16 protein-coding genes and 1 tRNA gene are annotated in these 18,255 nt (G+C 61.3%); 13 read left to right on the forward strand and 4 right to left on the reverse strand.

Annotated elements, in window-relative coordinates; genetic code table 11:
- Positions 1–7 precede the first annotated feature (7 nt).
- Positions 8–1,108, forward strand: a complete 1,101-nt coding sequence (gene ychF, locus QMK54_RS26345; protein ID WP_056726278.1) for a redox-regulated ATPase YchF — start codon at positions 8–10, stop codon at positions 1,106–1,108.
- Positions 1,109–1,275: 167 nt separating this feature from the next.
- On the opposite strand, the gene QMK54_RS26350 is transcribed toward ychF, so the two are convergent.
- Positions 1,276–2,493, reverse strand: coding sequence for an MFS transporter (locus QMK54_RS26350; RefSeq protein WP_223588371.1), 1,218 nt, complete (start codon positions 2,491–2,493; stop codon positions 1,276–1,278).
- A gap of 334 nt (positions 2,494–2,827) precedes the next feature.
- Between QMK54_RS26350 and QMK54_RS26355 the strand changes: the two genes are divergently transcribed.
- Positions 2,828–4,885, forward strand: coding sequence for a methyl-accepting chemotaxis protein (locus tag QMK54_RS26355; protein WP_223588366.1), 2,058 nt, complete (start codon positions 2,828–2,830; stop codon positions 4,883–4,885).
- A 15-nt stretch (positions 4,886–4,900) separates the two neighbouring features.
- Here QMK54_RS26355 and QMK54_RS26360 read toward each other — a convergent pair whose 3' ends face one another.
- Positions 4,901–5,806, reverse strand: coding sequence for a LysR substrate-binding domain-containing protein (locus QMK54_RS26360; RefSeq protein WP_110661198.1), 906 nt, complete (start codon positions 5,804–5,806; stop codon positions 4,901–4,903).
- Positions 5,807–6,034: 228 nt separating this feature from the next.
- Between QMK54_RS26360 and QMK54_RS26365 the strand changes: the two genes are divergently transcribed.
- The 6 genes from QMK54_RS26365 (at position 6,035) to QMK54_RS26390 (ending at position 11,648) form a co-directional block, all read left to right on the forward strand.
- On the forward strand, positions 6,035–7,153 hold the full coding sequence (locus QMK54_RS26365; RefSeq protein ID WP_320401580.1) for an ABC transporter ATP-binding protein: 1,119 nt from the start codon (positions 6,035–6,037) through the stop codon (positions 7,151–7,153).
- 15 nt (positions 7,154–7,168) lie between these two features.
- Positions 7,169–8,089, forward strand: coding sequence for an ABC transporter permease (locus tag QMK54_RS26370; protein ID WP_320401581.1), 921 nt, complete (start codon positions 7,169–7,171; stop codon positions 8,087–8,089).
- Complete coding sequence (locus tag QMK54_RS26375) at positions 8,089–8,895, forward strand: ABC transporter permease (RefSeq protein WP_413787348.1); 807 nt, start codon at positions 8,089–8,091, stop codon at positions 8,893–8,895. The genes QMK54_RS26370 and QMK54_RS26375 overlap by 1 nt, the downstream gene beginning before the upstream one ends.
- Positions 8,896–8,922: 27 nt before the next feature.
- Positions 8,923–9,969, forward strand: coding sequence for an extracellular solute-binding protein (locus tag QMK54_RS26380; RefSeq protein WP_320401583.1), 1,047 nt, complete (start codon positions 8,923–8,925; stop codon positions 9,967–9,969).
- A gap of 60 nt (positions 9,970–10,029) precedes the next feature.
- Positions 10,030–11,484: an amidase gene (locus QMK54_RS26385; RefSeq protein WP_320401584.1), complete on the forward strand. Its 1,455-nt coding sequence runs from the start codon at positions 10,030–10,032 to the stop codon at positions 11,482–11,484.
- An 87-nt stretch (positions 11,485–11,571) separates the two neighbouring features.
- Positions 11,572–11,648 (forward strand) — tRNA-Met (locus QMK54_RS26390).
- Between the two features lie 99 nt (positions 11,649–11,747).
- Here the strand turns inward: QMK54_RS26390 and QMK54_RS26395 are convergent.
- Positions 11,748–12,857 carry a DUF2817 domain-containing protein gene (locus tag QMK54_RS26395; RefSeq protein WP_320401585.1) on the reverse strand — a complete coding sequence of 370 codons (1,110 nt, stop codon included), beginning with the start codon at positions 12,855–12,857 and terminating at the stop codon, positions 11,748–11,750.
- Positions 12,858–13,023: 166 nt separating this feature from the next.
- Between QMK54_RS26395 and ggt the strand changes: the two genes are divergently transcribed.
- The 3 genes from ggt to QMK54_RS26410 all read left to right on the forward strand — a co-directional run bounded on the left by ggt (position 13,024) and on the right by QMK54_RS26410 (position 15,709).
- Positions 13,024–14,856 carry a gamma-glutamyltransferase gene (gene ggt, locus QMK54_RS26400; RefSeq protein WP_320401586.1) on the forward strand — a complete coding sequence of 611 codons (1,833 nt, stop codon included), beginning with the start codon at positions 13,024–13,026 and terminating at the stop codon, positions 14,854–14,856.
- Positions 14,857–15,031: 175 nt separating this feature from the next.
- The gene (locus QMK54_RS26405; protein ID WP_223588353.1) at positions 15,032–15,334 is read left to right on the forward strand and encodes a type II toxin-antitoxin system HigB family toxin; all 303 of its coding nucleotides are present in this window, start codon (positions 15,032–15,034) and stop codon (positions 15,332–15,334) included.
- A 3-nt stretch (positions 15,335–15,337) separates the two neighbouring features.
- The gene (locus tag QMK54_RS26410) at positions 15,338–15,709 is read left to right on the forward strand and encodes a helix-turn-helix domain-containing protein (protein ID WP_160390437.1); all 372 of its coding nucleotides are present in this window, start codon (positions 15,338–15,340) and stop codon (positions 15,707–15,709) included.
- A gap of 28 nt (positions 15,710–15,737) precedes the next feature.
- On the opposite strand, the gene ddlA is transcribed toward QMK54_RS26410, so the two are convergent.
- Positions 15,738–16,832 (reverse strand): D-alanine--D-alanine ligase, encoded by a 1,095-nt coding sequence (gene ddlA, locus QMK54_RS26415; protein ID WP_320401587.1) that lies wholly within the window; start codon positions 16,830–16,832, stop codon positions 15,738–15,740.
- Between the two features lie 165 nt (positions 16,833–16,997).
- Here ddlA and QMK54_RS26420 point away from each other — a divergent pair, with 165 nt between their 5' ends.
- The gene (locus QMK54_RS26420) at positions 16,998–17,807 is read left to right on the forward strand and encodes an AraC family transcriptional regulator (protein ID WP_223588349.1); all 810 of its coding nucleotides are present in this window, start codon (positions 16,998–17,000) and stop codon (positions 17,805–17,807) included.
- 76 nt (positions 17,808–17,883) lie between these two features.
- Positions 17,884–18,252: a cupin domain-containing protein gene (locus tag QMK54_RS26425; RefSeq protein ID WP_320401588.1), complete on the forward strand. Its 369-nt coding sequence runs from the start codon at positions 17,884–17,886 to the stop codon at positions 18,250–18,252.
- The last annotated feature ends 3 nt before the right edge of the window (positions 18,253–18,255 follow it).

Genomic DNA, 18,255 nt, shown 5'->3' on the forward strand with positions numbered 1-18,255 from the left:
AAACACCATGGGATTCAATTGCGGCATCGTCGGCCTGCCTAACGTCGGCAAGTCCACCCTGTTCAACGCCCTGACCAAATCCGGGATCGCGGCCGAGAACTTCCCCTTCTGCACCATCGAGCCGAACAGCGGTATCGTGCCGATGCCGGATCCGCGCCTGGATGCCCTGGCGGCCATCGTCAATCCAAAGCGCATCCTGCCGACCACCATGGAATTCGTCGACATCGCGGGCCTGGTTGCCGGCGCGTCGAAAGGTGAAGGCCTGGGTAACAAGTTTTTGGCCAACATCCGTGAAACCGATGCCATCGCCCACGTAGTCCGCTGCTTCGAAGACGAGAACGTGATTCACGTCTCCAACAGCGTCGACCCGAAACGCGACATCGAAATCATCGACCTGGAACTGATCTTCGCCGACCTCGACAGCTGCGAGAAGCAACTGCAGAAAGTCGCGCGCAACGCCAAGGGCGGTGACAAGGACGCAGTGGTCCAGAAAGGCCTGCTGGAGCAACTGATCGCTCACTTCACCGAAGGCAAGCCGGCGCGCAGCCTGATGAAGAACATGGGCACCGACGAGAAGGCGGTGATCAAGGGCTTCCACCTGCTGACCACCAAGCCGGTCATGTACATCGCCAACGTCGCTGAAGACGGCTTCGAGAACAACCCGCACCTGGACGTTGTGCGCGCCATCGCCGAAGAAGAAGGCGCCATGGTTGTACCGGTGTGCAACAAGATCGAAGCGGAAATCGCCGAGCTCGATGACGGCGAAGAGAAAGACATGTTCCTCGAAGCCCTGGGCCTCGAAGAGCCTGGCCTGAACCGCGTGATCCGCGCCGGCTACGAAATGCTGCACCTGCAGACCTACTTCACCGCCGGTGTCGAAGAAGTCCGCGCCTGGACCGTCCGCGTCGGTGCCACCGCACCACAAGCCGCTGGCGTGATCCACACCGATTTCGAAAAAGGCTTCATCCGCGCCGAAGTGATCGCCTACAACGACTTCATCCAGTACAAGGGCGAAGCCGGTACCAAGGAAGCCGGTAAATGGCGCCTGGAAGGCAAGGACTACATCGTTAAAGACGGCGACGTGATGCACTTCCGCTTCAACGTGTAAGCCGCAACCCCCAAGAAAAAGCCGCGTTTGATACGCGGCTTTTTTGTGCCTGACATCTCCGCATCCCGTAGGAGCCGGCTTGCTGGCGATCCGGACGCCGCGGTTAACCAGGCAAACCGCGTAATCGTTCATCGCCAGCAAGCCGGCTCCTACAGGTCACCTGCTACTCACGCCTTCCGGGTACGCGGCAGGAAGATCGCCAACACGCCAAACAACGGCAGGAACGAACACAGGTAGTACACGTATTCGATGCCGTGAATGTCCGCCAGATGCCCGAGCAACGCCGCGCCAATCCCGCCAAAACCAAACATCAAGCCGAAGAACACCCCGGCGATCATCCCGACATTACCCGGCACCAGTTCCTGGGCGTATACCACGATGGCCGAGAACGCCGAGGCGAGGATGAAGCCGATGACCACGCTGAGGATGCTGGTCCAGAACAGGTCGACATGGGGCAGCAACAAGGTGAACGGCGCAACGCCGAGGATCGAGAACCAGATCACCGCCTTACGCCCGATCTTGTCGCCGATCGGTCCGCCGAAGAATGTCCCCGCCGCTACCGCGCCGAGAAACAGGAACAGGTGCAACTGCGAACTGGCCACCGACAGGTCGAACTTCTCGATCAGGTAGAAGGTGAAGTAGCTGGTGAGGCTCGACATGTAGAAATACTTGGAGAACACCAGCAACCCGAGTACCACCAGCGCGCTGGTCACTCGACCCTTCGACAGGCCGTGAGTCGCGGCCTGGCCTTGCTTGAGCTTGAACAGGTTCAAGTGGTTGGCGTACCAGCGGCTGATCCGATAGAGCACGAACAGCGCAAACACCGCGAACAGGCCGAACCACGCCACATGCCCCTGTCCGTAGGGAATGATGATCGCCGCCGCCAGCAACGGGCCGAACGCCGAGCCTGCGTTGCCGCCGACCTGGAAGGTCGACTGCGCCAGCCCGAAGCGCCCGCCCGAAGCCAGGCGCGCCACGCGGGATGCTTCCGGGTGGAAGGTCGAAGAGCCGATGCCGATCAGGCCCGCCGCCAGCAGAATCAACGGGAAGCTGGCGACCACCGACATCATCAAAATCCCGATCAAGGTGCAGACCGTACCCGCCGGCAAGAGCCACGGTTTTGGATGGCGGTCGGTGTAGTAACCCACCCACGGCTGCAATAGCGAGGCCGTCAACTGGAACGTCAGGGTGATCAGGCCGACCTGGGTGAAGGTCAGGCCATAGTTGGCCTTGAGCATCGGGTAGATCGACGGCAGCACCGACTGGATCAGGTCGTTGATCAAATGCGCCAGCGCCACCGCGCCAATGATGCGCATCACCAGGGGGCTGCTTTGGGGCGTTGCGGATGCCGGCACTGAGCCGGTCTGGGCGTTGCTGATAGCCATGGGGTTTTCCGTACAACAGATGGGTGCAAACGGGCAGGTGCGCCAATGTGCCATTTTTCAGTGCAGCAACGCCATCCCCTTAGCCTGCTAACGACCTCCATCTTCATCGCCACAACCTTGATGGCGCAACGCCATGGTCTGAATCTTGCCTTCCTTGTCGGCTTGAACGCGGCTTCCTTACAAAGGAGGCCGACAATGGGAAGTTTTGCCACAGAGTCGGCCTACAGAGCGGACAAGGGTGAACTTTCGAGGCCTTTTTAGAGGGCACGGGTCGGCGGTGCAACAACCTCCGACGCACGCCAATAGTGCGTGGTGTCCAGAGGAGTCATGGGGCATGCAGGCTTTTTTATCACCGGGGATCGGGCTGCTGGGGCGTTTTGGTTTTGCACGCAAATTCCAGTTGTTGTTTCTGCTGTTTATCCTGCCGCTGGCCGGCAGCCTGTGGATGATCGGCCAGGATTATCGCGACAAACTCAACCTGATCTCCGGCGAACGCGCCGGGGTGCGGCAACTGCTGGCGCTTGATGTGCTGGATGACCTGCTCGCCGCCCAGCGTGATCGCGCCGCCCGCTGGCGTGCCACGGAAACCAATCGCCAGCCAACGCCGGCCACCCTCGCCGCGATGGCCGCCTTCGATACGGTGCAGCCAGCCGTCAGCCAGGCCACTGCCGAGCTGGGCAATGCCCTGCAAAAAGAAGGTGCAGAAGGTCAGACGCTGACCCGCTACCAGTCCCTGCAAACCGCCCTCGATGGCCTTGACTCAAAAAGCCTGAGCAGTGTTGGCTGGTGGCCGGATGGCTACGATCGCTTCACCAACGCCTTGAGCGCCCTGCAAGCCTTGCGCGAGCAGATCGCCATGGACAATCGCCTGACGCTGGCGCCGTGGCTTGAGACTTATTTGCTGACGCAGATTTCCACCCAGCATGCGCCCGACCTGATCGAGCGGGTCGGTCGACTGGCGGCGGTAGGCCAGGCATCGGTTGTGTCCGGGCAATTCACCCTGCAAAGCCGCCTGCAACTGCGCGACCTGCGCAGCCGCATTGGCGACGCACGGGAGCAGTTGGTTAAAACCGCGAGCCTGCTCGAAGCACGTTTGCCCAGCGCCCTGCAAACCTGGGCCGGGCAATACCATGACAGCCTCAAGCGCCTCGATGCAGGCCTGAAAGTCCTTGATGACGGTGTATTCGGCGGCAGCATCAACCTCAAGCCGGATGACTTCGAACGCAGTCTCGATGCCCTGCTCACTGAACTCGCCTCGTTGCGCCAGCAGTCGCTGGTGTCGCTGGATCAACGCCTGGATTACTACCACGGCTCGGCGATCCGCCAGTTCATTGTGGCGGCCACCGTGTTGGGTTGCCTGTTACTGGCCGCGCTGTATCTGTTCATCTGCTTGCAGGCTTCGATCCGTCGCAGCGCCAGCGGCATCACAGTACTGGCCGAGGCCTTGCGCGACGGCAATCTGAGCCTGCAAGTGCCGGTTCAAGGCCGGGACGAACTGGCAGTCATCAGCACCGCGCTGAACGTCGCCGTGGTGCAACTGCGCACCAGCCTGCAAGGGGTCGACCACGAAACCCTGCAATTGAGCCACGCAGTGCAAGCCCTCAACCATCATTCCAGCGACGCCCTGGGTGAAGTCGAAGCCCAGCAGTTGCAGATCAGCCAGATTGCCGCGGCGGCGACGCAACTGGCCGCCACCTCACAAGGGGTGGCCCACAGTTGCGAACAGGCCTCTGGCAGCGCCCAGCACACCCGGCGCATTGCCGCCGACAGCAGCCGTGACAGCCAACGCACCACCGCGAGTATCCAGCAACTCAATCAACGCCTGAACGAGACCGCTGCGGCGCTGGGCCGGGTCAGCGAGCAGGGACAGCAGATTCAGCTGGTGGTCGACACCATTCGCGGCGTCGCCGAGCAGACCAACCTGTTGGCCCTCAACGCCGCCATCGAGGCGGCGCGGGCGGGCGAGCAAGGGCGTGGCTTCGCGGTGGTGGCCGATGAAGTACGCAGCCTGTCACAACGCACGCAATCGTCGACCGCACAGATAGCCGGTACGGTCGACAGCCTGCGTCACACCGTGAACGAGGCCGTCAACCTGATGCAAGCCGCGTGCTCTCAGGCAGAGAATGATGCACAAACGGTCACCGACCTCGGTGAACGACTCGGGGAAATCGCCAGTGCCGTGCAGAGCGTCACCGATACCCTGGCGCAGATCGCCACGGCGGTTGAAGAACAGGCCAGTACCGCCGACGAGGTCAGCGGCAATATCCAGCAGGTCGATCAAGCGGCGGTGCGTTTGCTCGAAGGGGCGCGCGCGGTGAATCAGGCAGCGGACACCTTGAGCCACGGCAGCAAGGCCCTCAGCGACAACACTGGACGCTTCCGTTTGAGTTGAACCTGCCAGGACTTCTCAGGCGCGGATCACCGCCTCCGGGAAGTCCTGCTCCAGCTCGGTCTTGAGCCAGTCGATAAACCACGCCACGTCCGCCGAGAGCTCGGCGGACGGCGTCAGCACCCGATAGCTTTCCAGCTTCACCTGCGCGTCCACCACCCGCACCAGCTTGCCGCTATGGAGTTCTTCGCGCACCAGCACTTCGTTGGCCAGTGCGATGCCCTGCCCGCTCTCGGCCACCGACAATGCATGGTCATTGTTGACGTAGAGCATGTCCGAATTGAGGTGGATGTCGAGGTCGTTGGCGGCGAACCACAGGTTCCACCATTCGCCGTCATCGACGTGGATCAGGTTGTGCTTCACCAGGTCCGCCGGGCTGTCGATGGGCGCGACACTGGCCAGGTAGTCGGGGGAGCAGATCGGAAACACCCGAGGGCAAATCAGGCTGGTGCGCGAGTGGGCATATTGGCCATCCACCCCGTAGACGATGCCGAGGTCAGCGCTTTTACCGTCGACTTCGGTGAAGGTGGAGTTGGGTTCGATGGCGAATTTCAAACCCGGGCGCAGATGGCGCATGGCCTCGATGCGCGGCATCAGCCAGCGCTTGGCGAACCCCGGCACCACCATGATGCGCAACCAGCGCTCGGCGTGTTTGGGCTGCGCCTCTTTTCCGGCCTCGATGATCAGTTGCAAGGCGGCGCTGATCTTGCGGTGGTACTTCTCCCCCGCCAGCGTCAGGTTGACCCCGCGAGAGGTGCGCTCGAACAGTTGGATGCCCAGCCAGTCTTCCAGCAACTTCACATGACGGCCGATGGCCGGCTGGGTCACGTGCAGGGCTTTGGAGGCTTCGACATAGCTGCCCAACCGGGCTGCGGCATCAAAGGCACGCACCGCGTTGAGCGGCGGCAAACGGTGGTCGGGCATGAGTTCCGGGCGCCTTTTGCTGTTAAATTTTTTAACAACCCCTATGTTAAAATTGAAGTTTCGCCCCCGCAACCCCTCGCTGATAATCGATCCACAGCAGAACAAAAAAACAGCTGGTTACAACACCCGAACGCAATCTCGATCCTGCCCAGAAAAATAATATCCATGGCCCGACGACACAGCTGTTTTCAGCCCGTGCGCAGGCGATGGGGGAATCGGAGGTAACGCATGAATGCCCTGCATTCGCTGCAAACGCTGGCGGTGTCCATCCGCTCAGTGCGCAAGGTCTACGGTGATCCAAAGACTGGCCCGGTGGCGCTGAAAAGCATCGACCTGGACATTCGTGACAACGAGTTCTTCACCCTTCTCGGCCCTTCGGGCTGTGGCAAAACCACGCTCCTGCGGATGATCGCCGGGTTCGAATTCCCTACCGAAGGCGAAATTCTGCTCTACGGCGAAAACATCGCCGACCGCCCGCCCTTCCAGCGCCCGGTCAACACGGTGTTCCAGCATTACGCACTGTTCCCGCACATGACCATCGCCGAGAACCTGGCCTTCGGTCTTGAGTCCCACCCGATGGGCAAAGTCCTGAACAAAACGCAGATGGCCGAACGGGTGCGCGAGATGCTCGCCCTGGTACAGATGGAGCGTTTCGCCAATCGCAAGCCGGCGCAACTGTCCGGCGGTCAGCAACAGCGCGTCGCCCTCGCTCGCGCACTGGCGCCGCACCCCAAAGTCTTGCTGCTCGACGAACCGCTTTCGGCGCTGGACCTCAAGCTGCGCCAGGCCATGCGCGAAGAGCTGAAAACCATTCAGGCGCGCACCGGCATCACCTTCATCTTTGTCACCCACGACCAGGAAGAAGCGCTGACCATGTCCGATCGCATCGCCGTGTTGTCCGAAGGCGAAGTGCAGCAGGTCGGCCGCCCGGAAGACATCTACGAGCGCCCGCGCAATCGCTTTGTCGCGGACTTCATCGGCGAAACCAACTTCATCGAAGGCACGGTCACCCGCGTCGAAGACGGCCTGGCCTGGTTCGCCGGCCCAGCGGGACATCCGCTGCCTGCGCAGCCGTGCAGCGATGTGCGGGTCGGTGCCAGCGTTGCGTTGTCGGTGCGCCCCGAGCGTTTGCATCTGGTGCCAGCCACCACTGAAAACGCTCTGCCGTGCCGCATAGAAGCGCAGATCTACCTCGGCACCGACCTGCAATACCAGGTCAGCCTGAGCGACGGTTCGCGCCTCACCGTACGCACCCCCAACTGCGTCGACCAGAGCAAGCGTTTCGCCGTCGGCAGCGAGGCCGGTCTGCTGTTCGACCAGGGCAGCGCCAGCGTCCTGCACGATTGAGCACGAGGAATTGCCATGCACGCTTTACCGATTGCCAACACGCTGGAACGTCGGCGGGCCTTCCAGAGCTTTCTCGGAGTCAGCCCGGCGCTGATCGCCATCGGCCTGTTCCTGATCGTGCCGATCCTGATCGTCATCGGCTACTCGCTGATGGAAGCCAACCCCTACGGCGGGGTGAACAAGGTCTTCAGCACTGACGCCTACACCTCGCTGCTGTTCGAGCGGCAACTGGACGACAGCCTGGCCTTCGCCGACTCCTACCTGATCATCGCCCTGCGCTCGATCGGCATCGCCGGGTTGACCACGGTCATCACCCTGCTGATCGGATTTCCGGTGGCGGTGTGGCTGGCGATGCAACCGGCCCATCGTCGCGGCTTGCTGATTTTCCTGATCACCGTGCCGTTCTGGGCCAACCTGTTGATCCGCACCTATGCGTGGATTCTGCTGCTGCGCAACACCGGGGTGATCAACAACAGCCTCATGGGCCTCGGGGTCATCGACCAGCCGCTGCAACTGCTCTACACCGACGGCGCGGTGCTGCTGGGGCTGGTCTACACCTACGCGCCCTTCGTCGTGCTGCCGATCTACGCCACCCTGGAGAAGATGGACATCCGCCTGCTCGAGGCCGCTCAGGATCTCTACGCCGGGCGCGTGCGCACCTTGCGCAAGGTGGTATTGCCGATCGCCAAGCCGGGAATTCTTGCCGGCGCCATCCTAACTTTCGTGCCTTGCCTGGGCGCGATGATCGCTCCGGAACTGCTCGGCGGCGGCACGCGGATGATGCTCGGCAACCTGATCTTCCGGCAGTTCAGCGATGCGCGTAACTGGCCATTCGGCGCGGCCCTGTCGTTGGTGCTGATGGCTGCAGTGATGTTGGTACTGACGGTTTATGCCTTGCGTGCCGAACGCCAGCGCATCGCCAAAGGAGGTGCGTGATGATCAGCCTGTTCAAACGCAACACGCTGGGCGTGCAGGATTTCTCCGGCTTCGGCGGCTTCAGTTTCCTGTTCTACCTGTACCTCTACGCGCCCATCGTGGTGCTGGTGGTGTTCTCGTTCAACGCCAACCAGTCGGCTACGGTGTGGACCGGTTTCAGCCTCGACTGGTATCGCGCGGCCTTCGCCAACCAGGCGTTGCGTCAGGCGGCCGGCAACAGCCTGTTGATCGCGGTATGCGCCAGCATGGTCGCCACGGCCATCGCCACCCTCGCCGCCCTCGGCACTTCACGGGGTGCGAAGTTCAAGGGCCTGCAATTGTCCATGGGCGCGATCATGTTGCCCCTGGTGCTGCCGGAAATCGTGGTCGGCGTCGCCACCCTCGCGCTGTTCTCCACCATCGGCCTGTCCCTGGGCTACGGCAACCTGATCATCGCCCATACGGTGTTCTGTATTCCGTTTGCCTTTCTGCCGATACGGGCACGCCTGAACGACATGGACCTGTCCCTGGAACAAGCCTCGGCCGACCTCTATGCCGGCCCGTGGCGGACCTTCCGCAAGGTCACCCTGCCGCTGCTGATGCCGGGGATTTTCTCCGGGCTGATGCTGGCCTTCATCGTGTCGCTGGATAACTTCGTGATCTCGATGATGGTCTCCCAGGCCGGCACCACCACCTTGCCGATCTTCATCTTCGGCCTGTTGCGCATGGGCGTGACACCCGACGTCAACGCCGTCTCGACCCTGATCCTGGGCGTCTCGGTGCTGTTCGTGACCCTTTCCTGGCTGCTGGGCAAAAAGAAATCCTGAACCTTCTACGTACTGTGGGGAAATAGCATGAGCAAGTGGATTAAAAGCATCGGCGCATCGTTGTTCCTGACTTTGCCGCTGACCATGGCCGGCAGCGTTCAGGCCGCGGAAAAACTCAACGTGGTGAGCTGGAGCGGCTACTTTTCGCCGGAAATTCTTGCCAAGTTCCAGAAGGAGACCGGCATTGAAGTCACCGTCGACTCCTACGACTCCAACGAAACCCTGCTGGCCAAATTGAAACAGGGCGGTGCCGGTTATGACGTGGCGATTCCGTCGCACCAGTTCGTGCCGATCCTGATCAAGGAAAAGCTGCTGGAGCGTTTCGACCCGGTCAACGAGCCCTACTACGCCAGCGTCGTCGACAACCTGAAAAAACCCACCTGGGACCCGGAAGGCGCCTACTCCGTGCCGTTCATCTGGGGCACCACCAGCGTGGTGCTCAACACCGAGCGCTACAAGGGCCCTGCCGACAGCCTCAAGGTGCTTTACGAGCCGCCGGCCGAGCTGCAAGGGCGGATCAACATGTTCGACTCCGTCAGTGACGTGGTGGACATGGCCAGCCTGTACCTTAACATCCCGCTGTGCAGCGAAGACCCGAAGCAGATGCAGCAGATCCTGACCCTGCTCAAGGCACAGAAACCTTTCGTCAAGACCTACAGTTCCAAGGCGGGCTCGATTCGCGAAAACCTCGCCTCGGGTGAAATCGACATGTCGACCTTCTGGGGCGGTTCGTCGATGCGCGCCCGCGAGATGAAACCGAGCCTGAAATACCTGTACCCGAAAGAAGGTGTGCTGGCCTGGGTCGACAACATGGTCATCCCGACCGGCAGCAAGAACCCGGCGAACGCCAAGGCCTTCATCGCGTTCCTCAGCCAGCCTGAAAACGCGGCGATGACCCAGAACTTCCTCAAGCACCAGAGCCCGATCAAGGGGGTGGAACCGTTCCTCGACGCAGGCCTGAAAGATGCGCCGGAACTGCACATTCCCGAAGGTACTCCAGTGGTGTTCAGCAAGACCTGCGGCGAAGGCGCAATCCGCCTGGCCGACCGTCTCTGGACCAACCTGATGCGTTGATCGCCACCGCCCCGACGCAATGGCGGGGCGTTTTTCCAGCCGTCTGAAAGGCCGCTTGCAATGAACTCTAACAACATCAGCGAACTGGTCCTGCTGCAGGCCCACGAGCTCGCCGAACGCATCCGCCTGCGCCAGGTTTCCTGCCGGGAAGTGATGCAGACTTATCTTGCCCATATCGAACGCTTCAACCCGCAGGTCAACGCGCTGGTGAGCCTGCAGGCACCGGAAGACCTGCTGGCCCAGGCGGATGTCCGCGACGCCGAACTGGCGAAAGGCCAATACCGTGGCTGGATGCACGGCCTGCCCCACGCCATCAAGGACCTGTCCCTGACCCAAGGCATACGCACCACCCTGGGTTCGCCGCTGTACAAGGACTTCATCCCCGAGCGCGACGGCATCATGGTCGAGCGGATCAAGGCTGCTGGCGCGATCATCATCGGCAAGAGCAACACCCCGGAATTCGGCCTCGGCTCGCAAAGCTATAACCCGATCTTCGGAGCGACCGGTTGCGCCTACGACCCGAGCAAGACCGCTGGCGGCAGTAGCGGCGGCGCGGCGGCGGCGCTGGCCATGCACCTGGTGCCGGTGGCCGACGGCAGCGACATGATGGGCTCGCTGCGCAACCCGGCCGCGTTCAACAACATCTTCGGTTTCCGTCCGTCCCAGGGCCGCGTGCCCTTCGATGACAGTGCCGACCTGTTCATCGACCAACTCGGCTACGAAGGCCCCATGGCGCGCAGCGTGCGCGATGCGGCGTTGCTGCTGTCGGTGCAGGCCGGGGCCGATGCGCGGGCGCCACTGTCGATTGCCGAATCCGGAAGTGCCTTTGCGGCACCGTTGGATCGGGACTTCAAAGGCACGCGCCTGGGCTGGCTCGGCGACTTCAACGGCTACCTGCCGATGGAAAAAGGCATCCTCTCGCTGTGCGAAAAAGCCTTTGCTGATTTCGAAAGCCTGGGTTGCCACGTCGAGCACGTTCAGTCCGAATTCGCGCCAGAGAAGCTGTGGAGCAGTTGGCGAACCTTGCGTCACTGGATGGTCGCCGGCTCGTTAGGCGCAACTTATGCCGACCCGCAAAAACGCGCCTTGTTGAAACCGGAAGCCTGCTGGGAAGTGGAAAACGGCCTGAAACTCTCGGCCACTGATGTGTTTGCCGCGTCGGTGACGCGCAGCGACTGGTATCGGGCGATCTGCCGAATGTTCGAAAAGTACGATTACCTGCTATTGCCCAGCGCCCAGGTATTTCCGTTCGACAAGACCCAAGCGTGGCCCGCGTCTATTGAAGGCGTGAGCATGGACACCTATCACCGCTGGATGGAAGTGGTCATTCCCGGCACCTTGTCCGGCTGCCCGGTGGCTAACGTACAGGTCGGCTTCAACGCCAGCGGCCTGCCCATGGGCCTGCAAATCATCGGCAGACACCAGGCCGACTTCGCTGTCCTGCAATTGGCGCACGCCTATGAACAGGCCAGTCGCTGGTTCCAGCGCTGCCCTTCCCCCCTGCTCAGAGGATAGATTTTGATAAACGGTTGAAAGCGCAGAGAAATATTTTAGATTTATGCTTGACGCATCCCCGTTACCGGTGAATAATGCGCGCCACTTGGCTACATAGCTCAGTTGGTTAGAGCATAGCATTCATAATGCTGGGGTCCGGGGTTCAAGTCCCTGTGTAGCCACCAAGTACTAAAAACGGCTTACCGCAAGGTAGGCCGTTTTTTTATGCCTCGAAAAAATGCGCTGCGGTGACAGGAAAATCCCGCACCGCATGCACGCCTCGATCAGAGGCGAACCATCGGCAATGCCGACAACGCTTTCTCCCAGATCTGCCACGTGCGCAACCAGACCATCGCCTGCCAATCGCTATCCGCCGGATAGAACTGCTCCAGCAGACTGAGCTTGATCCCGCGCCCTGTCGCGTCATTCGGATTGCCGTGCAGATGCAGCCAGTGGTCATCACGCAGATGCCGGTGAACGTCTTGCCCCGGGTACGTCCCGCACTCGATGACGAAAGGCATCAGCCGAACCTGCGGCAGCGCATTGATCAACGCCTGCGAGGTGTAGCCGGTGGCCGTCGCGGCCACACCGGTTTCGCTGACAGTGTCGGCGCCCGTTTGCAGGCTGTAGAGCCACGGGCCGTAGATCGCCTGCGCATCGGGCAACGCCGGATAGGCGGACTCGGTGATGGTCAACAACATCGGATGACCGTACTCGCCCGCACCGGTGTGCAAGTCGAAACACATGGCGACCTCGGCATGCGCGATGTGCTTTTGCATGATTTGGTGCAGCGTGCGGTTCGACCAGCTCGGCGCCAGCCCGCCGAAAAACAGGCCATCGGGATGCGCATGCTGACCACCCTCGACGATCGACATTACTGCCGGCCAGCCATGCAGGCGAATCTGCTCCTCGAGCAAGACATCGGCACGCTCACGCTCAGGGCCGTACAACTGCGGGCAGGCATAGATTTCATGCAGGGCGTTGTAGGCCTGGTTATCCGGTAGCGGGCGCTGGAAATCCAGGTGATTGCGGTTGAGGTCGATGTTGTCTTCGTTTACCCGGCGCAACCACGCCATGCCCCAAGGGTTGATGGCGTGGATCATGACCACGGCAACATCCGCTGGCAGGGTACGCTTGCCCAACTCTTGCAACCATTTGAACTGGCAGCCCGAGCCATAGAAGCCTTCGACCCCGTGGGTGCCGCTCAACGCGATCAGCAGCCGCTTGGCGCCCGGATCGCCCAGCACCGCCACATCGGTGCTCAGCTGTTCGCCGAACGGGCCTTTGAGCGGGTGTGGATACTCCGTCAGCGTTGCGCCTGCAGTGGTCGCGGCGGCCAGGAATTGTTCACGCTGGGTGCGATAGCTGGGCTGGGTTGGAAACTCGGTTTGCATGTCTGCCTCTTGTTGATCTTCTGGCCTGCCTGTTGGCAACGACCCTACAGAAAATTCCGCGATTGATGAAGGACAAAAACGTCAATGCCGTGGGACCCGGTTTGCGTCCCTCCCGGTCGGCCGATAAAGTCCACTGATCCCAGATCCAACGGACGGAGTGCCCCACGTGTTCTCAACCCTCCCCTTGCGCCGCTATCGCCTGCCAGCCCTGCTTCTGCTCGCCAGTGCCTTGAGCCTGGCCGCCTGCAACAACGCTACGGTGCCGACGCTACCGCTCGCACCGGAAAGCGCTTCCGGGTTCCGAACCGACCTGCGCACCCAGCACGCCGAAAAATACATGGCAGCAGCGGCCAACCCGCTGGCGGCCGAAGCCGGGCGGGAGATGCTGCGCCGGGGCGGTTCGGCCATCGATGCGGCAATTGCGATGCAAGCGGTGTTGACGCTGGTCGAGCCACAGTCTTCGGGCATTGGTGGCGGCGCGTTGATCGTGCTCTGGGATGGCAAGGCCGTGCGCACCTACGACGGCCGTGAAACCGCCCCGGCCGGCGCTACCGAGAAGCTGTTCCTGCAAGCCGACGGGCAACCGATGGGCTTCAAGGAGGCGCAGATCGGTGGTCGCTCGGTGGGCACTCCCGGTGTGCTGCGCGCTTTGGAACTGGCCCATCAAAAACACGGACGCCTGCCCTGGGCGCAGCTGTTTGAACCGGCCATTCAGCTCGCCGAACAAGGCTTCGCCATTTCGCCGCGTCTGCACCAGTTGATCGCCGCGGATTCATCCATGCCGCGCTCGCCGGAAATGATGGCTTACTTCCGTAATGCCGATGGCAGCCCGAAGGCCGTCGGCACAAACCTGAAGAACCCGGCATTGGCCGCCGTGTTCAAACGCATCGCCCACGAAGGCCCGGATGCGTTGTACAAAGGCCCGGTCGCCGAGGAAATCGCGGCCAAGGTGCAGGGTCACGCCAACCCCGGCAGTTTGTCCGTGAGCGACCTCGCCCACTACCAGGCCAAGGAACGTGCGCCCCTATGTACCGACTACAAGCGCTGGCAAGTCTGCGGCATGCCGCCACCGTCGTCGGGCGGGATCGCCGTCGCACAGATCCTCGGCACACTGCAAGCCCTGGAGGCTCGCGACAAGCGCCTGGCGCTCGCACCGCTTAAGCCGGTCAAGACCAACGCCCCCGCCGGCATCGAACCCGATCCGCAAGCCGTGCACCTGATCTCAGAAGCCGAACGCCTGGCCTACGCCGACCGCGCACAGTACGTCGCCGACACCGACTTCGTAACCGTGCCGGTCAAGGGCCTGGTCGACCCGACCTACCTCGCCAGCCGCGCCGCCCTGATCGGCGAGCGCAGCATGGGCACGGCCAAACCCGGCACTCCACCAGGCATCCAGGTGGCCTACGCGCCTGACCGTTCGCCGTTGCGGATTTCCACCTCGCAAGTGGTGGCCGTCGATGACGCAGGCGGCGCCGTGTCGATGACCACCACCATCGAGTCGGCGTTCGGCTCGCACATCATGGTTCAGGGCTTCATGCTCAACAACGAGATGACCGACTTCTCGTTCATCCCCGAAGAGAACGGGCAGAAAGTCGCCAACCGCGTCGAACCCGGCAAACGCCCGCGTTCCTCCATGGCCCCTACCCTGATCTTCGACCGCCAGAGCGGTGAATTCCTCGCGACTGTCGGCTCCCCCGGCGGCTCGCAAATCATCGAATACGTGGCCAAGTCCGCCATCGGCCTGCTCGACTGGAACCTCGATGCCCAGGCGGCCATCAACCTGCCCAACTTCGGCAGCCGCAATGGCCCCACCGAACTGGAACAGGGCCAGTTCAGCCCCGCGCTGATTCAGGCGCTGAAGGACAAAGGGCACAGCGTGAGCGAGATCGACATGACCAGCGGCACCCAAGCGATCGTTCGGGTGAAGGACGCGCAAGGCAAAGCGTCGCTGACAGGGGGCGCCGATCCGCGGCGTGAGGGGCAAGCGCTGGGGGATTGAGTCGTACGCGGGGATGAAAAATGGCTTACCGGTAGGTAGGCCTTTTTTATAGATAAAGAGTCCAGGACGCCTCTCTCCCGCTGCTTTTTCCTACCCACAAACAATTGCGTCCTGGTTAGAGTCTCCGCGCCTCCACAGACTTGCATCAGTCCCACCATGGGACTAGGATCATGCCATGAGAATCATCGCCATCAATCAGCTGAAGCAATTTTGGGAGAGATACCCGAGCGCAGAACAACCTTTGTTGGCCTGGATTGACGAGGTAAGGAATGCAGCCTGGAAAACGCCTGCCGACATAAAGCTGCACTTCGCTACAGCCAGTATTCTCAAAAGCCGCAGAGTCGTGTTCAACATCAAGGGTAACGACTTCAGGCTGATAGTCGCCGTGGCCTATCGCTTTGGCGCCGTGTACATAAAATTTGTCGGAACTCACAAGCAGTACGACGCAGTCGACGCTGATAACGTCGAAATGGAGTAACCCATGAACATTCGCCCGATTCACACCGAAGAGGATTACCGCGCCGCCCTCAAGAGCGTGTCTGCACTGTTTGAGAATGAACCAGAGATTGGCACTCCCGAGGGAGATTACTTTGACATCATGATTACGCTGATCGAATCGTATGAGTCGAAGCACTTCCCGGTCGACTTACCCAATCCTATCGATGCGATCAAGTTCAGGATGGAGCAGTCCGGGTTGTCCGCTGCCGATCTTGCGCCTGCCATCGGCCGCACAAATCGTGTTTATGAAGTACTCAATGGCAAACGAGCGTTGACGCTTCCGATGATCTGGAAACTGCACGAGCTATTCGGGATACCCGCCCAGAGCCTGATCAAACCGGTCAAGCACGTTTGATCGGGCTCAGCTTTTGCCAGAACTCCGCTCAACGACTGATCTTCAACTCCTGCCGAACCTGGTGCCTTTCCAGCGCCAGCTCAATCAATCGCGTCACCAGCTCGCTGTAGGTCATGCCGGTGGCCTGCCACAGTTTCGGGTACATGCTGATGCGGGTGAAGCCGGGCAGCGAGTTGATTTCGTTGATCAGCACTTCGCCGCTGTCAGTCAGGAACACATCGACACGGGCCAGGCCGGAGCAGCCCAGCACCTGGAACGCCTCTACGGCCAAGGCGCGAATGCGCTCGCTGGCCTCGACGCTGATATTGGCCGGCACCACCACTTCTGCTGCGGAGTCGTCGATGTACTTGCTGTCGTAGGAATAGAACCCGCTGCGCACCACGATCTCGCCGCAACCGCTGGCGATGGCCTCTTCGTTACCGAGTACCGCACATTCAATCTCACGGCCGCTGACGGCAGATTCGATCAATACCTTGGTATCGAAACTCAACGCCAGCTCCACCGCTGCGCTGTATTCAGCCTCGTCGGTAACCTTGCTCACACCCACGGACGAGCCCTGGTTCGCCGGTTTGACAAACAATGGCAAACCGAGTCTGGACTGAACCTCGGCAAACCCGGTGCGTGCCGCCGTGGCGCGGGTCAATGTGACGAACGGCGTCACGGCCAGGCCGGCATCGCGCAGCAGGCGCTTGCTGATGTCCTTGTCCATGCACACGGCCGAGCCGAGCACATCGGAGCCGACAAATGGCAGATCGGCCATGCGCAGCAAGCCTTGCAGGCAACCGTCCTCCCCCAGGGTGCCGTGTACGATCGGGAAGATCACATCGACGTGGCCGAGCATTTCCTGGCTGGAGGTTTCCACCAGTTGCTGGCTGGCCTTGCCCGGCACCACGGCCAATTCGCGATTGGACTGGTTGAGGGCAATCAGCGCCGGGTTTTCCTGGTTCAGCAAAAAGTTGGACGGGTCGTTGAGGTGCCAATGGCCTTGTTTGTCGATGCCGATCAGCACCGGTTCGAAACGCGAGCGATCCAGCGCATCGACAATGTTTTTCGCCGATTGCAACGACACTTCATGCTCGGCCGAACGGCCCCCGAAAATGATCCCCACGCGCAACTTGCTCATGACCTGGCCTCATCCTGACAAATAAAAAAGGACCTGTAGCGAATGCGCCCCACAGTGCAGTATTTGCCCTTGGTTTTCTAGCGGGCAACCCGCCATCCGATCAGAAGACAGGGAACCGTTGGCTGGGTTACCGTGTTGCACATCGATCCAAAGACAATCATCACCATGGCCAAGCAACTGCCCCGCAATGACTGGTTCCATCGCGCGCCCGATGTCGGCGGGCTGCAGCGTTTCGAGGCGTTTTTTGCCGGCCATGGCTACGACCTTCACCGCCACGACACCTATGCCATCGGTCACACCCTGGCCGGGGTGCAGAGCTTTCAGTATCACGGTGGCAGGCGTCACAGCCTGCCGGGCACAACGATTGTGCTGCACCCGGACGAAGCCCACGATGGCGAGGCCGGCACCGAGTCCGGTTTCCAGTACCGGATGATGTACATCGAACCCGCACTGATCCAGCAGATGCTCGGCGGTCAGCCGCTGCCGTTCATCAAGACCGGGCTGTCGAACGACCCACGTCTGTTCGCCGCCACGGGAGCGCTGCTGCGCAGCCTGGATTGCCCGCTCGACCCACTGGAAGAGCAGGACGCGCTGTTCGATCTGGCACAAGCCTTGAGCACGGTTGGCGGTGTGCCGACCAAACGCTCTGGGTTCGACTACATCGCTGCGCAGCGCGCCCGGGAATACATCCACAGCGCCCTCGATCGCACGGTGACCCTGGATGAACTGGCGCAGCACAGTGGCCGGGATCGCTGGAGCCTGTCGCGGGATTTTCGCCTGTTGTTCGGCACCAGCCCCTATCGCTACCTGACGATGCGGCGCCTGGACATGGTCCGCGCGCTGCTGATTCAGGGGCAGACGCTGGTCAGCGCGGCGCTGATCGCCGGCTTCACCGACCAGAGCCACATGACTCGGCAATTCAGCAAAACCTACGGCCTGTCTCCGGCCCGCTGGATGAAGATGCAGCGCTGCTGAGCCACGCACAATCGTACAAGAAGCACATCGAGCCGCTGGCTATCGTGGGTTCACCAACAACCGCGAGAGCTGTTTCATGACTGCTTACGAAAGCCTGAACTTCGCTGAAAAAATCAGCCGGATCGATTCCCACTGGTCACCCCGGGTCATCGCCGAAATGAACGAGTACCAGTTCAAGGTGGTGAAGCTGCTGGGGGATTTCATCTGGCACGACCATGTCGATACCGACGAAGCCTTCATCGTTCTGGAGGGCCGGTTGCGCATCGATTTTCGTGATGGCCACGTGCTGCTGAACGCCGGGGAAATGTATGTAGTGCCCAAAGGCGTCGAACACAAACCCTGCGCCGATCAGGAGGTAAAGCTCCTGCTGATCGAACCCAAGGGTGTGCTCAACACGGGCAGCGAAGGTGGCGAGCGCACGGCCGAGAATGATCTGTGGATTTGAGCG

It is taken from the genome of Pseudomonas sp. P5_109, assembly GCF_034009455.1.
Classification (GTDB): Bacteria; Pseudomonadota; Gammaproteobacteria; order Pseudomonadales; family Pseudomonadaceae; genus Aquipseudomonas.